Origin of the sequence: Halorientalis marina, from assembly GCF_023028345.1 — an archaeon.
GTDB lineage: Archaea > Halobacteriota > Halobacteria > Halobacteriales > Haloarculaceae > Halorientalis > Halorientalis marina.
Genome location: NZ_CP095487.1, coordinates 3587457 through 3602424, shown reverse-complemented (window position 1 = coordinate 3602424; position 14968 = coordinate 3587457). Strand labels below are relative to the sequence as shown.

The 14968-nt window shown below is 70.5% G+C and carries 14 protein-coding genes; 8 read left to right on the top strand and 6 right to left on the bottom strand.

Features of this window, described 5'->3' with window-relative positions; genetic code table 11:
* The first annotated feature begins 65 nt into the window (after nucleotides 1–65).
* Entirely contained in the window at nucleotides 66–425 is a 360-nt protein-coding gene (locus MUG96_RS18675) for an Ig-like domain-containing protein (protein WP_246985267.1), read from the top strand.
* Between the two features lie 164 nt (nucleotides 426–589).
* Here MUG96_RS18675 and MUG96_RS18670 read toward each other — a convergent pair whose 3' ends face one another.
* Nucleotides 590–3031 carry an efflux RND transporter permease subunit gene (locus tag MUG96_RS18670; RefSeq protein WP_246985265.1) on the bottom strand — a complete coding sequence of 814 codons (2442 nt, stop codon included), beginning with the start codon at nucleotides 3029–3031 and terminating at the stop codon, nucleotides 590–592.
* A 1-nt stretch (nucleotide 3032) separates the two neighbouring features.
* Complete coding sequence (locus MUG96_RS18665) at nucleotides 3033–4988, bottom strand: COG1361 S-layer family protein (RefSeq protein ID WP_246985263.1); 1956 nt, start codon at nucleotides 4986–4988, stop codon at nucleotides 3033–3035.
* 266 nt (nucleotides 4989–5254) lie between these two features.
* Between MUG96_RS18665 and MUG96_RS18660 the strand changes: the two genes are divergently transcribed.
* Both MUG96_RS18660 and MUG96_RS18655 read left to right on the top strand, forming a co-directional pair.
* Nucleotides 5255–5872 carry a class I SAM-dependent methyltransferase gene (locus MUG96_RS18660; protein ID WP_246985261.1) on the top strand — a complete coding sequence of 206 codons (618 nt, stop codon included), beginning with the start codon at nucleotides 5255–5257 and terminating at the stop codon, nucleotides 5870–5872.
* A 67-nt stretch (nucleotides 5873–5939) separates the two neighbouring features.
* Nucleotides 5940–6629 carry a haloacid dehalogenase type II gene (locus MUG96_RS18655; protein ID WP_246985260.1) on the top strand — a complete coding sequence of 230 codons (690 nt, stop codon included), beginning with the start codon at nucleotides 5940–5942 and terminating at the stop codon, nucleotides 6627–6629.
* Nucleotide 6630: 1 nt separating this feature from the next.
* Here MUG96_RS18655 and MUG96_RS18650 read toward each other — a convergent pair whose 3' ends face one another.
* Complete coding sequence (locus MUG96_RS18650; RefSeq protein ID WP_373221978.1) at nucleotides 6631–7860, bottom strand: MFS transporter; 1230 nt, start codon at nucleotides 7858–7860, stop codon at nucleotides 6631–6633.
* 67 nt (nucleotides 7861–7927) lie between these two features.
* Nucleotides 7928–8662, bottom strand: a complete 735-nt coding sequence (locus tag MUG96_RS18645; RefSeq protein WP_246985258.1) for a sporulation protein — start codon at nucleotides 8660–8662, stop codon at nucleotides 7928–7930.
* Nucleotides 8663–8840: 178 nt separating this feature from the next.
* On the opposite strand from MUG96_RS18645, the gene MUG96_RS18640 reads away from it, so the two are divergent.
* Both MUG96_RS18640 and MUG96_RS18635 read left to right on the top strand, forming a co-directional pair.
* Entirely contained in the window at nucleotides 8841–9476 is a 636-nt protein-coding gene (locus tag MUG96_RS18640; protein ID WP_246985256.1) for a metal-dependent hydrolase, read from the top strand.
* 111 nt (nucleotides 9477–9587) lie between these two features.
* Nucleotides 9588–10442 (top strand): hypothetical protein, encoded by an 855-nt coding sequence (locus tag MUG96_RS18635; RefSeq protein ID WP_246985254.1) that lies wholly within the window; start codon nucleotides 9588–9590, stop codon nucleotides 10440–10442.
* Nucleotides 10443–10483: 41 nt separating this feature from the next.
* On the opposite strand, the gene MUG96_RS18630 is transcribed toward MUG96_RS18635, so the two are convergent.
* Together MUG96_RS18630 and MUG96_RS18625 are read right to left on the bottom strand one after the other, a co-directional pair.
* Nucleotides 10484–11104 (bottom strand): class I SAM-dependent methyltransferase, encoded by a 621-nt coding sequence (locus tag MUG96_RS18630; protein ID WP_246985252.1) that lies wholly within the window; start codon nucleotides 11102–11104, stop codon nucleotides 10484–10486.
* 64 nt (nucleotides 11105–11168) lie between these two features.
* Complete coding sequence (locus MUG96_RS18625) at nucleotides 11169–12809, bottom strand: HVO_2922 family protein (protein WP_246985249.1); 1641 nt, start codon at nucleotides 12807–12809, stop codon at nucleotides 11169–11171.
* Between the two features lie 272 nt (nucleotides 12810–13081).
* On the opposite strand from MUG96_RS18625, the gene MUG96_RS18620 reads away from it, so the two are divergent.
* From MUG96_RS18620 to MUG96_RS18610, 3 genes are read left to right on the top strand one after another with little or no spacing between them, the layout of a single operon-like run.
* Nucleotides 13082–13240: an AbrB/MazE/SpoVT family DNA-binding domain-containing protein gene (locus MUG96_RS18620; protein WP_246985247.1), complete on the top strand. Its 159-nt coding sequence runs from the start codon at nucleotides 13082–13084 to the stop codon at nucleotides 13238–13240.
* A 40-nt stretch (nucleotides 13241–13280) separates the two neighbouring features.
* A complete protein-coding gene (locus MUG96_RS18615) occupies nucleotides 13281–14537 on the top strand; it encodes a hypothetical protein (RefSeq protein WP_246985245.1) in 1257 nt (418 codons plus the stop codon).
* Between the two features lies 1 nt (nucleotide 14538).
* Nucleotides 14539–14958, top strand: coding sequence for a hypothetical protein (locus MUG96_RS18610; protein ID WP_246985243.1), 420 nt, complete (start codon nucleotides 14539–14541; stop codon nucleotides 14956–14958).
* The last annotated feature ends 10 nt before the right edge of the window (nucleotides 14959–14968 follow it).

The following is a 14968-nucleotide window of genomic DNA, read 5'->3' as shown; positions in this document are numbered from 1 at the left end:
CGCGGTGTTTCAGACCCTGAAACACTGCTCGACGGTTTACTACGGGGGAGGCCGTCTCTCCACACATGCCCTCCGAAGCACCACTCGGACAGCGACCGAACGCCGACCCCGACGACCGCGGGGACCGGTACGTCGACGAGGAGAGTCTCGTCTGTCGGAACTACGACAGCGAGCGGACACACGAGGTGACGGTCCGGTTCGTGGACGCCGACGACGACGTCACGTTCCGGGAGACGTACGCGGTCCCCCCGGGGTCGGCCGTGAGCATCAGCCTGCGGCTCCCGCGTGCGGTCTACCGCGTCGACGCCCGGATCGACGACGAGTCCACGGCCAGCGCCGAGTGTCTCGTCGGGAGCGGCCCCCACGAGACCGCGCTCGTCGAGGTCGGGAACGGCCTCGTGAGCGTCGCCGAAGGCGCGTTCTGACGCAGTCGCCACCGCCCCCCTCCGCCCTGTTCTGACCCGCCCCGGTCCCCACCGCTCCCGGATTCGAACTGCCTGTTTTGCGAGCTGCGAGGAGCGAACGGATGCGAGTCCGCCGGCCGCAGTCTCGCCCGTTCTCCGGCCGCAGCGGTCGGTGTCCGCCCGGCTCAGTCGTCGCCTGGCGTGACGGCCGGGCGGTCGGCGAGCAGGTCGCCGGTTTCGGCCTGCCACCACGACGCGACGCGGTGCTGGACGACGAGCACCGACGGGAGGACGAACACCGAGGTGAGGTAGGCGTAGCAGACGCTGAGCATCGTGAGGAGACCGAAGACGCCGATCGCGGGGTTCACGGCGAGCACGAGGACGCCGACGCCGCCGACGGTGGTGAGGAGGCTCCCGGTCAGCGCGCCGCCGGTGCCGCGGGTGGCCCGGACGAGCGCCTCGGAGAGCGGGCGCCGTTCGAGTTCGTCGGCGAAGCGGTGGGTGACGTGGACCGAGTAATCGATCCCCAGCCCGATGGTCAGCGAGAGGATCATCGCGTTGAAGACGTTGAAGGTCACGCCGACGTACCGCATCGTCGCCACGACGAACGTGACCGTCATCGCGATGGGGACGACGTTGGCGAGCCCGAGCGTCGGGCTGTCCTCGAGGACCCAGTAGACGACCACGAGAAAGAGCGCGGCGCCGACGAGCGTGATCGCGAGGCTCTGGACGACCGTCTGCATGATCAGCGTCGAGGCCTCGTTCCAGATGATCTTTCCGCCGGTCGCGGTCGCCGGATAGGGGTACTCGGCGGCGAGTTCGGCCCCGTCGGCCGCGACCGTCGACGGGTCGGCGTCGCCGTCGACGGTGTAGGCCACCTTCGCGCTCCCCCGGTCCGCGTCGACGTACTGGAGCGCCCGGTCGCGGGCGGGCGAGGAGAGCAGGGCGTCGTAGACCTCGTCGAGGTTGTCGTCCGGGATACCGTCGTCGTCGGCGTCGTTGCGGGCGACGAGCGCGCGGAACTCCGAATCCGCGGCCGCTCGGCTCTCGATGACGGACACGATGCTCCGGGCCTCGGCCTGGCGGCCGTCGCGCTCGACGGCGCCCGGCGGGTCACGGCCCGCGGCGTGGATGGCCGCGAGCGCGTGATCCTCGTCGAGCTGGCCGCGGACGTACATCATGACGCGGCCGGACGACTCGAAGTGGCGGTCCCGGAAGTTCGTGTCCCGCACGTATGGGTAGGATTCGGGCGGTGCGAACGGCTCGGGCAGGGTCTGGAGGGCGTCCGGCGTCTCTTCCGCGGGCTGGAAGTCGTCGGTGGAGAAGCCGGTCCCGATGCCGGTCGCGTAGACGCCGGCGCCGAGCGTCGCGACGATCATGACAGCCAACAGGAGGGCGGGCGCGCGGTTCGCGACGACCGCGCCGCTGCTCAGGACCCGGCTCAACGCCGATTCGTCGGCACCCAGCGGCGTGCGCCCGAACGCCGGGATGGGGTACCGCTCGCGGACGCCGTCGAGATACACCTTCGCCGCGGGCAGGAAGATCCCGAACACGAGGAAGGTGGCGACGATCCCGATGGCCGCGACGACGCCGAAGTCGCGGATGGGTTCGAGCGCGCTCGCCAGGTTCGAGAGGAAGCCGATGACCGTCGTCCCGGTGACGATGAAGAAGGCGACCAGCAGCTGGTCGGTCGTGGTCCGCATCGAGGGCACGATCCCGCGCCCGTCGACCCGCTCCTCGCGGTAGCGGTTGATGGAGTGGATGCCGAAGTCGACGCCGACGGCGATCAGAAGCGGGACGAGCGCGACCATCAGCATGTTGAACGGGATGCCGACCAGCCCGGTGGCCCCGAACGTCCACAGGATCGCCATCACGAGCGAGAGGACGCCGAGACAGAGGTCGAACGGGTCCCGGAAGGCCACGATCAGGAACGCGACGATGAGCACGAGCGCCGCCGGGACGACCAGCAACAGCGAGTCGGCCATCGTGTTGGGCGAGTCGCCGAGGACCCGCATCTCGCCGGGGACGGTGTCGACGACGGCCTGGACGCGCCGCTCCCTGTCCGAGAGCTCGCCGACGCCGTGGGTCACGGTCGTCTTCGCGGCCGACGCGGTCGCGCTCTCGGCGTTGACGTCCTCGCTGACGGTCGTCCCGAAGGCGTCGGCGGCCGCCGCCTCGCGGACGGCGGCGTCGATCTCGCTCGGCGTCGCGCGCTCGACGGCCCGGCGTTTCGCCTCGAGCGTCGCCGCCGACGGGTCGAGGCGCGTGGCGACGACGCCGGCCGCGCTCGTGGTCCCGGTGACCCGGAGGTCGTCGTGGGCCGCCAGCCGCTCCTGTGCCCGGAGCGACCGGACGAGCGCGGGCTTGGCGAGGACGTTCCCGCCGTCGTGGAGGATGGTACTCGCTGTCGTCGGGTCGCCGCCGAAACTGGCGCCGAACTCCCGGTTGATTTCCTCCATCGCCTCCGCGCTCTCCAGGTCGGCGGTGAACTGGCTGCTGCCCGACTCGCTGTCGAGCGTCCCCAGCCCACCGACGAACACGACCGTCAGCGCGAGGAAGACGAGGGCGACCTTGCCGGGGTGGGCGGCGATGCGGTCGTCGACCCACTCGATGGCTCGAGCGCCCATGTTACCTCCGGCGCCGCAGGACGACGCCGACGCCGACGACACCCACGGCGCCGAAGCCGAGCAGCGGGAGGGGCAGACCGCCGCCCCCGCCGTCAGTCTCCGGTTCGGCGACGGTCACGGGGACCTGGTGGGAGTCCGAGACGTGCGTGTCGCCGTCGGCGTCCTCGTACTGGAAGTCGACCGAGACGGGGTAGGACTTCGCTATCGCGTCGCTCCCGGCGGAGACGCCGAAGGTCAGCGTCGTCGATTCGCCGGGGGCGAGTTCCGCGACGACCGCCTCGCCGTCGTCGACCGAGATGGGGTCGTCTGCGAAGAGGTTCGCCGACACGTCGGTCAGCGTCTCGTCGGCCGTGTTCGTGACCCGGACGGTGAGTTCGCCGCCGCCGCCGGGGGCGTAGGTCGCCTCGACCGGTTCGACCGCGAGGGTGTCGGCGCCCGGAGCGATGCGCTGGCGGGTCAGCAGTTCGTCGCTCGTTCGCGTCTCGCCCTCGCCGTCCCGGTAGGTGGCGACGAAGGAGAACTGCCGGGGGCCGGCGTCCGCGGCGGACCCAACTTCGGCGGTGAACGCGAAGTCGGCGGTCTCGCCGGGTTCGAGCGTGCCAACGGAGTACGCCGTCTCCAGCGGGCTGACGTTCGCGTTCTCGGTCGTGAACTCCACCACGACGTTCCGCGCGGCCGTCTCGCCCTCGTTGGTGATCGTTCCGCGGACCTGTCCCTCCTCGCCGACGCGGAGGTCGGTCGAGACGTTCGACAGGGTGAAGCCCCGCTCGGGCGCGGGCGTCACGCCGACCGACGCGGGCGGGGCGCTCCCCCGCTCGCCGTCCGGGGTCACGTAGTCGACCGTCGCGTCGAGCGCGTAGCTCCGCGCCTCCGCCGCGTCCGTCGCGCTCAGGTCGTACTCGACGGTACGGGTCTCGCCGGGCGCCCAGTCGCCGACGAAGCGGGTCGCCGACTCGCTCTCGCCGAACGCGAGCGCGGGACTCCCCGAGCCGAGGGTGACGGTGGCGTCGCGCACGGGCACGGCGCCGTCGTTTTCCAGGGTCAGCCGGACCGTCCCGGTGTCGCCGACCGCGACAGAATGCTCGGCGTCGACGACCGGGAACCGCTGTTCGGGCAGCGGCTCGACCCCCAGTGGGAGGGACTCCGACTGGCGCTCGACGCCGTCTTCGTCCTCGAAGTTCGCGGTCGCGGTGAGGGCGTACCGCTGGATTTCGGCGCTCTCGGCGGCGGCCGCCTCGTACTCGACGGTACGGGTCTCGCCGGGCGCCCAGTCGCCGACGAAGCGGGTCGCCGACCCGGACTCGCCGAACGTGATGTCGCCGTTCTCCGAGGCGAGCGCGACCGTCGCGTCGCTGGCGGCCTCCGAGCCCACGTTTCGCATCGTCACGCCGACGGTCCCGGTCGAGCCGACCCGGACGGCCGCGTCGGTGTCGACGACCTCGAACCGGGCGCGGTCGTCGATTTCGACCTCGACCTCGAAGTGTCGGGTCTCGGTCTCGTGATTACGGGCGCCGTTGCGCTCCGCGATGGAGGAGGTGTACCGGTACTCCGCGGTCACGTCGAGCGTGTACGTGCCGGGGGTGGCGTCCTCGTCGACGGAGAGGCCGTACGCGAGCGGTGCCTCGCCGCCCTGCTGGAGGCGACCGAGGCTCCGGGTGTCGGTCTCGACCGAGATGGGCGTGCCGCCCGCGTCGACGGTCACGTCGACGCCGCGCGCGGTCGTGACCTGCGAGGCGAGCGCGGGGTTCCCTGCTGACCCGGCGTCGACGTCGCCCTCGTTGGTCAGCGTGAGTTCGAGCTGGCCGTTCTCCCCGGCTGTGACCGTGTCGTCGGAGAGGGAGACCTGCAGGTCGGGACTCCCCCGGACCACCGCGGCCGCGGTGCCCGGGACGACCGCCGCGCCGACCAGCAGGCCGGCCAGAAGGAGGACGACGCCGTGGCGTCCGGTCGGCCTCATTCGTGCTCACCACCGCGGGACGCCGGGCGGGCCTCGTCGAACGGGCGGCGTCCGGCGAGCGGAACTGTTCGGGCGGCCCGGTGCGTCCGTCTGACCTGGCCGGATCGTCCGATCCGGTGGGAGGGCTGTCGTGTCATCTCGGCCGATAGTTGGTCCAGGCGGAACTTAACCCGGGCCGCAGTGTTTCAGAGTCTGCGACACTGTCCGCGGTGGACCGGCGACCGGAATCGGGAAGGCATTTCTCCCTGGCCGTCCGAGCCGACGGTATGGAGCCGGAGGAGAACCGCCGCGGCTGGGCCGAACGCGCCGGGAAGTTCTCGCCGTCGTACTACGCCGAAATCGGTCCCAACGAGGTCAGCGAGACGCTCGCGACCGTCCTCGACTACTACGCCGACTCCGGGGCCGCCGTCCTCGAAGTCGGCTGTGGCTCGGGGCGCCACCTCGCGCACCTGCTCGACGAGGGCTTCGAGAACCTCGCCGGCATCGACATCAACGACGACGCCTTCGACGTGATGGCCGAGCACTACCCTCGGCTGGCCGAGGAGGGCTCCTTCCGGACCGGCGCGCTGGAAGAGTTGCTGCCGGAGTACCCGGACGACGCCGTCGACGTCGTCTACTCGGTGGAGACGCTCCAGCACGTCCACCCCGACGACGAGTGGGTGTTCGACGAACTGGTCCGCGTCACGGACGACCTGCTCGTGACCGCGGAAAACGAGGGCAACAGCCCCCAGCGGGGCCGCGGCGAGGTCGACGTGAGCCGCGTCGAGGGCGAGTTCCCGCTCTATCACCGGAACTGGAAGGACGTGTTCACCGACCGCGGGCTGGCACAGCTCCTCCGGGAGCCGACCGACCGCGACACGGTGCGGGTGTTCCGGGTGCCCTGAGAGGCGCCGTCGCCGTTGCGGGCGGGCCGGGGCGAACGCTTTGTGGGTCCGTCTCCTGGTTGCTGGTATGACGGACGCGTTCGATACCGACCGGGTGGAGACGGTCCTGTTCGACTCATACGGGACGCTCGTGGACACGACTGCCGCGGCGCAAGCGGTGACGGACCTCGTGGCCGACCCCGAGGCCGTCGCCAGGGACTGGCGCGAGCGGGCGCTGTTTTACTCGGTCGTCGCGAACGACCTCGACCAGTACGCGACGTACTTCGACCTGCACGTCGACGCCCTCCGGGACGCGCTCCGTGCGGAGGGCGTCGCCCTCGACGACGTGGACCCGCGAGAGCGGACCGCGGTGTACCACGACCTGGACCCCTTCGCGGACGTGGCCCGGTGCTTCGAGCGGCTGGCGGCGGCCGGCTACGAGCCCTCGATCTGCTCGAACGGGAACCCGGAGATGCTGGCGTCGCTCGTCGAGTCCACGGGCATCGGGGACAGCGTCGGCGAACTCGTCAGCGCCGACGACGTGCGGACGCTCAAGCCCGCCGCGGAACTGTACGAGCACGCCGCGGAGCGGGTCGACACGCCCCCCGAGCGGATCGCACACGTCACCGCCCACTGGATGGACGTCCAGGGGGCGATGCACGCCGGGATGCAGGGGGTCTTCCTCGCCCGCGGCGACGACCTGTGGCCCTCGTTCGGGCCCGACCCGTCGCTCACGGTGGACTCCCTGGCGGCGTTCTGCGACCGACTCGGCGCGTGACTCATTTCGGCTCGGGCGCGAACCAGGCCAGGACGACGCCGACGAGGCCGGCGGCGCCGGCGACGGCGAACGCGAGGGTGTAGCCGGCGGCGTCGATGAGTGCGCCGCCGGCGATGGGGGCGACGAACGCGCCGGCGAGCCCGACGCTCGTCAGGAAGGCGACGGCCGTGGCGGCGACCTCGGGCGCGACCAGTTCGCGGACGTACGCGAACACGAGCCCGAGACAGAGCTGGATGGCGAACCCGGCGATCAGCAGCGCGCCGACGAGCACGGGAACGAGCCTGATGGTCGCGAAGCCGGCGACGAACGGCGTCGCGACGAGGAAGGCCGCGAGGACGATGGGACGGCGGCGGCCGCCGAACAGCCGGTCCGAGAGGACCCCGCCGGTGATCCGCGAGAGGACGCCGACCGCGGGGAAGAGCGCGGACAGAGCCCCGCTGAGAGCCAGCCCCAGTTTCACCTCCTCGGTGAGGTAGGAGGGTGCCCAGCTGTTGACGAAGAGATAGAGTCCGTAGGCGAGAAAGCCCAGCAGGGCGACGAGTACGACGCCGCGGTTCGTGACGACGCGTCGGAGAGCGGCCCCGGTCGCCGCCGGTTCGCCCTCGGTGCGGCCGGCTCCGCGGCTGGGGAGCCAGAACAGCGCCAGCCCGACGACGGCCAGCAGGGTGTAGGCGGGGAAGATGGCCGGCCAGCCGACGGCGTCGGCGACGAGCGGGCCGGTCCCCTGGCCGATGGCGAAGCCGACGGGACCGCTGGCGGTGAAGGTGGCGACGGCCGTCGCCTGCCGGTCCGCGGTGAACGACCGACCGACCACGTCGATGCTCGCGTTCCAGACGACGACGTAGGCGATTCCGCCGAGGACGCGCGAGCCGAGCAGGGAGAGATACGCGCCGTTCGTGGCGGCCTGCCAGCCCCACGCGCCTGCGACGACGAACAGGGCAACGGCGGCGACCAGCGCCCACCGGGAGTTCGTCCGGTCGAGGACGACCCCGGCGGGGAGGCTCGCCAGGACGGCGGTACCGAACATGACGCCGACGACGAGGCCGGCCGCCGAGGGACCGACGGACAGCGAGTCGCGGATTAGCGGCGTGACGCTCGCCGGGACGAGTTCGTAGGCGCCCAACGACACCGACAGGAGGCTCGCGCCGGCCAGCAGGGCGAGGCGAGCGCGGGTACTCGTGACGGCCGGTGCCGCGGCGCTCGCCGTCCCGACCGACTCGTCTGGGGACACTTCGGGGTGGTTTCCGCGGCCCGGATATGAATCTGACGCGTGCTCAGTGTGACGCCGTGACGCCGCCCTACAACTGTTCGTCGATGAGGCGGCTGATCTGACCGGCGATGTGGTCGGGGTCGGTCGTATCGATCTTCAGCCGGTGGTGACTCTCGTCGCTCCCCAGCAGTGACATGCCGGCCTTGTCCACCTCCACGACCACGGAGAGCGAATCCGATTGCCGGACCGGGAACAGTTCGATCTCGTCGAGTTCACTGGCGTAGCGACTCCCGCTCGTGGGCCGGTACTCGAACTCCTGTGCGAACTCGTGGGGACCGAACCCCGACGCCTTGACCGTCTCGACCTCGCTGAGCCGGAAGCCGAGTCCCTCGACGGCCTCGGTCAGCGCCGACAGGTACGGCCCCGGTCTGACGTCGAGGACGTCCTTGTCGGTCGGGTCGACCGACCAGTCGATGTCGAGCCCCGTCTGGACCCAGACTTTCGTCTTCCCGAGTGTCGGCGGTGTGGTCTCCGGAACCCGGATTTCGCCGGCGTCCATCGTCCGCTCTTCGCCGGCTTCGATGGTGAAGCCGTTCGTCAACTCCGTCTCGGTGATGGCGACGTTCCGGTAGGACGTCCCCTCGTCGGTCTCGACCTCGTACCGCGTCATCACGGCGAGTTCGATGTCGTCGACCGTCTGGTCGTCCGACCCGCCCTCGATTTCGATTCGCGCCGGAATGCTGTCGCCGGGCTGTACCGTCTCCGTGTCGAGTATCGTGTCGACCTCGGCCGATCCGATGCCGATACGATTGAGAAGTCCCATCCACATAATATGTTGGCGAATACCACATTAATCTTCCCCGGGGTGTCTCTGGCCGTGCTGGACGGGGCAGCGGACCGACACCGGCCGGCCCGGGCCGCGACCGACGGCTCGACTCCGGTGCCGTGTCGTCACCCCTGCCGGCGTCACACAGAAGGTGACAGCGCCCGTTCGTCCGGTCGTGCCGTCGGAACTGGTCCACCTCGCGTTCGCGGGCTTTCTGGCCGTTGGCCTGCTCGGGCCGGCCTTCGGCCGACGGAGCGTCGCCGCGGTCCTCGTCGCGACCGCGCTCCCGGACCTCGATACGTTCGCCTCGCTGGTCCTGCCGGGTGTCCACCGCGCGCTGTTGCACTCGCTCGTCGCCGCGGCCGTCCTCGCCGCGCTCGTCGCCCTCGACCTCCGTCGCGAGGGCTCGATGCTCGCGCGGCTGTTCGGCGACCACGCCCGCCGGGTCGGTGCGGTCGCAGTCCTCGCGTTCGTCGGTGCGGGCATCATCCCCGACCTCGTGACCAACGGAACGAACCTGTTCTATCCCGTCGTCGACCAGTTCTACACGTTCTCCGGGCACGTCCGGCTGTCCTCGACGCGGGGGGTGGTCCAGACGTTCGTCGACCTCCAGCCCGAGCCGGTCGCAGGCGGCTCCGGTGGTGGGACGACCCAGTCGCGGTTCTACTGGACCGGCGTCGACCCGTCCCGCGGCGCGGAGCCGGAGAACGTCGAACGCGTGTTCCCGGTCGTGAACTCCGGCCTGCAACTGCTCGTCGTCGCGACGAGCGCGCTCGTCGTGTGGGGCCGGTTCCGCGAAGACAGCGACTGATGCGGGCCGTGACGGCCGCGAAGCCGGAGCGCCGAGGCACGGACTCGCCGTTTCCCTGCGTAAAGGAATCAGTAAAAATACGTAGAACGGTCTGTAAGGGGAGCGTAATCGATGCAGGACCAGCGCTTCCTCGAGTCCGAGTGGGACTATTGTCTGGTGCTCGACGCGTGTCGCTACGACGTGTTTAGCGAGGTCTACGACGAATATCTCGACGGCGAACTCGAGAAGCGACGGAGCAACGGCTCGTCGACACCCGAGTGGGCCTACCGGACGTTCACCGACGAGCACGATATCGCGTACTTCTCCGGCAATCCGTTCATCAACGATCTGGGTATCCCGCTGAACGAACTCAAGTGGGGCGCCAGCTGTGACTACGAGTGGGCGGCGTCACAGCACATCAGCGACGTCTTCGACGTGTGGAAGTCGGGGTGGGACGACGACCTCGGGACGGTCCCACCCGAGGGGATCACGGAAGCGTTCCGGGCCAACCGCGCTGCCGTCGAGCGGGCCGAGCGGACGGTTCTGCACTATATGCAGCCCCACGCCCCCTACCTCGCCCGCGGGAAAGGACAGAAGCTCAAACGCATCCAGAAGGGTATCCGGAAGCAAGACGAGGCCGCCGACGACGACGACGACGGTGGCTTCCTCTCGGTCGGCGACACCGTCCGACCGAAAGTCGAGACCCTGCTGGAGGGGAGCGAACTCGCCCAGAAAGCCGGCCTCTGGCTCGAACTCGACCCCACGGAACTGGTCCGAAACGGCACGCGAGACGCGGCGCTGGAACTGTACGAGGAGAACCTCCGCATCGTGATCGAGTCAATCGCCGACCTGGTGGCCGAACTCGACGGCCGGGTCGTCGTGACGGCCGACCACGGCGAGGCCTTCGGCGAGGACGGCGTCTGGGAACACCACATCGAGACCCACATCCCGCCGCTGGTCGAGGTGCCGTGGCTCGAAGTCCGGTAGCGGGCCGGCCGCGGATTTTCCTTCCGGGTCGCGATGGTGCCCTACGAGGTCCGCCCGCCTGCGTCGCCGGGCAGGTCGGCGAAGACGAACTCCGCGCTGCTGCCCAGCGGGTCGCTCACGGTCTCGGTGCGGACGTTCGTGAAGCCGGCCGCGTCGAGCTGGTCGAGCGTGCGGTCACGGCCGGGCGCGGAGAAGAACATCCGGCCGCCCATCCAGCCGCGGCGGACGGTCTCGAAGCGGCCGCCGGAGAGGGTCATCAGCAGCGTCCCACCGGGCCGGAGGACGCGGGCGAACTCGCGGTAGACGGCCGGGTGGTCCGTTCTATCGACGTGGAAGACGGCGTGATAGGCGGTGATCCCGTCGACGCTGTCGGCGGCGAGCGGCAGGGAGACCATGTCGGCCTGGACGAGGCGGGCGTCGGGGACGGTCTCGCGGGCGAGTGCCAGCCCCGACCGGGAGACGTCGACGCCGACGCTGTCGGCGGGGAGATTCGCCAGCGTGCGGGCGCCGTCGCCACAGCCCACGTCGAGGACGACCGGATCGGCGGGCAGGGCGGCGAGCAGGTCGTCGATCAGGTCGGCGTCGCTCCCCGTCGGGTCACGATTGCGAGCGTACGTCTCGGAGATCTCGTCCCACGCCTCGCGGACCTCGCGTCTGTCCATACTCCCGACAGGGACGCCAGGAAAATAGGGGTCCCGGTAGTGCGGGCCGGCGACGGCGGCGGGGTCAGGCGCCCGACTCGTCGAGGTCGGCGTTGGGCGCGTTGCGTTTCACGCTCTCGATGCCGTCGTAGGCGCTCGTCCGCTCCGTGTAGCCCTCGCCGGAGTCGGCGAGGATGTTGCCGTTCTGGTGGCGGAGTCGCCAGCGGTACTCGCCGCCTTTGTCCTCGTAGACCTCGAAGGCGGCGCGGCCGACCTCCAGCCGGCGGGCGTCGGGCGCGTACTCCTGGACGCGGTCGACGGCGTTCTCGGCCTCGCTTCGCTCCGTGTAGCCCTCGCCGGAGTCGGCGACGATCTCGTCGTTGCTGGCGACCAGCCGCCAGCGGTACTCGCCGGCGTTGTCCTCGAAGACCTCGAACTCGTAGTCGTCGATGCGGTCGCGGATGCGGTCGACGGCGCGGTTGGCGTCGTTGCGGCGGGTGTACCCCTCGCCGGAGTCGGCGAGGATGTTGCCGTTCCGGTGGACGAGCCGCCAGCGCCACCCGCCGGCCGCGTCCTGGTAGATCTCGAAGGCGGTCGGGTCGAACCGGAGGTAGTCGGCCGGGCCGACCAGCTCGCGCATCCGTTCGACGGCGCGTTTGGCGTTACTCTTGCTGCTGTAGCCCTGACTGCCGTCGCCGATGATCTCGCCGTTGTCGTGGCGGAGTCGCCAGCGGTAGTCGCCGCCCTTGTCCTCGTAGACCTCGACCGTCGCCTGGCTCTCGGCCTCGACGGCCGGCTCGAACGCCTCCTCGTCGGCGAGGTCGTCCTCGCTCTCAATGCGCATGACCTCGGCCCCGAGCGCGTTGCGGCGGACGCTCGCCATGCCCTTCTGTGCGTTGTGGTAGCGGGTGTAGCCCTCGCCGCTGGTGGCGACGATGTTGCCGTTGCGGTGGCGGAGTCGCCAGCGGTACTCGCCGGCCGAATCCTCGTAGGTCTCGAAGCGGGCCTGGCTCTCGTGGAGTCGGTCGAGCCGCGCCGCGAGGTCCTCTTCGTCGGCGGCGGTGTCGGCGAGCATCCCCCGGAGTTCGGTGACGCGCCGCTGGAGGTCGGCCTCGTCTGCCGCGGTATCGCCGAGTTCCGACTCGAGTTCGGTGACGCGGCGTGCGAGATCTTCCTCGTCGGCGGCGGTGTCAGAGAGCGTCGCGAGCAGGTCGTCGACGCGGCGTGCGAGGTCTTCCTCGTCGGCTTTCGTGTCCGACAGGGACTGCTGGAGGGCCTCGATGTCGGCCCGGTCGGTCGCCAGCGGGATGATGAAGCCGGCGATACCGATGACCGCCAGCCCGCCGGCGTACAGCCCCATCACGGTCGGACTCCCCGTGTTGACGTTCCACCCGTCCGGGTACACCATCGCGAACCAGACCAGCGAGATGCCACAGATGGCGACCCCCACGTACGCGAGATACGTCGCCATCTTCTGGAGCGGTAACCGTACGATCGGCCCGGTGATGAGCAGGACCAGCCCCGTCCCGCCCGCGACGATACTCGCCTCCCGACCGGCCGAGGCCGGCGGACTGACGAGCGTCAGCACCACCCCGACGATCCCCAGCAACAACCCGAGCGCGAACAGCCAGTACCCGTACGCCTCCCCGTTCGTCGCTGGCTTCCCGATCCGAGTCGCGTACCAGTCCACCAGCGCACCCTCTTGTGTGTGATTCTCTGACGCCATACTTCCTACTGACCCTCGGAAAGGTGATAAGAATGCCGGATTTGTATAAAAACACGTATGTTTTCCGGGTGGCTGTGTGCCACCCGCGCGCAGGCGACCCCGGTACGTCGGCGCTTTCCGATGTCCGACCGACTCGGGGGCCGTCCGGACTGCCGGCCGACACTCCCGCTGGCAGATGTAACGGGGTTGGTACACCAGGTCCCACTGCTCGCTCGAGTCGTCGACCTCGACGGTCGCCGGGTTGATAGTGGCACGGACGCACGTGGTTCGTGATGACCGAGGACACCGACACCGTGACCGTGGTGGGGGCGGACTACACCGTCGAGATTCCGGCGACGTTCCGCGAGGAACTCGCGCTCGAACCGGGCGACACCGTGCGCTGGGACGTGACCGACGGCGGCCGCCTCCTCCTCGATATCGTCGAGGAGTGACGGGGCGAACGCTCTTTTCCCCGCCGCCTGAAGGGCGCCCATGACCGCCGCGGCCACGACGCTGCCGGAACCACAGGTACTCGCACACGCGAAGCGCCGGCTCTTCCCGGAGACGGACGAGTCGGGGGCCTACGCGGTCGCGGACACGCAGTTCGCGACCGACGAGTGGCTCCCCGGCGAACCGGTCCCCGAGTCGGTCCGCGCGGCGCTCGCCCCGTTCAACCACGTCCGGGTCGGCAGCGGCTACCCCGACCTCGTCGGCGTCCGCTCGCTCGCCCCCGACCTGCTGGCCGTCGACCGCGTCGGCGACGCCTCGCCGCTGGTCGTCGTCGAGGCGAAAGGACACACTACCGATGGAACGGTCGACACGGAGCGGGGCATCGTCCAGGCCTACGACCGCCTGCACGAGGCGAACGCGTCGTATCTCGCCGCTCCCGCGACCGCCCTCACGGGCGCCGACCGCACGCTCGCCCGGGAACTGAACGTCGGCGTCCTCGCGGTCGAGCGCGACGGCGGCGTCGACGCCGTCGTGACCCCACGCGTCGTCGGCAACCGGACGGCCGACGAGGCCGCGGCGATCCGGTTCCAGGCCAGCACGCAGGGCGTCGCGGACGCGAGCTTCGGCCTCAACCATCCGAAGAACTACCTCGCCTACCCGCTCGCGCTGTACCACGACGACGACACCGCGGCGGTCCTCGGGGAGCGCGTCGTCAAAGCCACCGACGCGGCCCGGACGGGCGCGGCCTTCCTCGATCTGATCGCCGTCGACCCCGACCGGACGACGCTGCGCCCGCTCGGCGAGGAGGTCGTCCGCTTCGCCCTCCGGGAGTACGGCTCGGTCGACGCCGCCCTCGACGCTTTCGCCGACTGGAAGCGCTCACGGCAGCGCTTCGCCGACCTCGCGCCGCGGTGGGGCCAACTCGCCCGCCGCGTCGTCTACGCCTACCCCGCCACCGGGCTCCTCGTCGCGGCGCTCCAGACGATGCACGACGACGGCACGCCCGCCCCGTCGCTCGTCGACCTCGTCACCCACTGCCACGCCACCCGCCCGACGTTCACGGTCGAACTGTTCGTCCGCGGGACCGACGACGCGCGGAACCGCGTCCTCGACGACGAGGGGGACCTCCGGCCCGACGCGCTCGCCGACGGCGACGTGTACCACTCCCCGACGGTCTTTCAGCTGAAGACGATGCTGTACCACGCGGGCCTGCTGACCGAGAGCGGGACCGAGCCGTCGAACCTCGACCCGACGACCGACGAGTGGGCGCTCCGGGACCCCCTCGACCGGTACCGCTGAGATGGCCCGCCCCGTCACCATCGCCTACGAGTACACCCGTCCCCGCTACCGCTACGAGTTCGGTTTCCCCGACGACCCGCCGCCGGTCGAGGGCCACTACTGCACCCACGCCGACGGCCGGCTGGAGTGTCGCGAGGTCGTCGCCGTCGAGGGGCCGGGCGACGACCTGCGGCCGCTCACCGAACCCGTGTTCACGCGGGAGACGGCGACGGTGCCCGGCTTCGAGGCGCGCCGGGTCGGCGAGGACGTCTGGGAGATCGAACTCGAACGCCGGCCGGGACTCCTGGCGCGACTGCTTCCGTGGCGGTGGCCGCCCGGTCCTCCCGAGCGCCCGTTCCCGGACGGTGTCGACGAGCGGGCGCTCGTCCACCCCGATCCCGACGCCCTCTCGACGTGGACTCACGACCTGATCGTCTACTGACGCCGAGGGC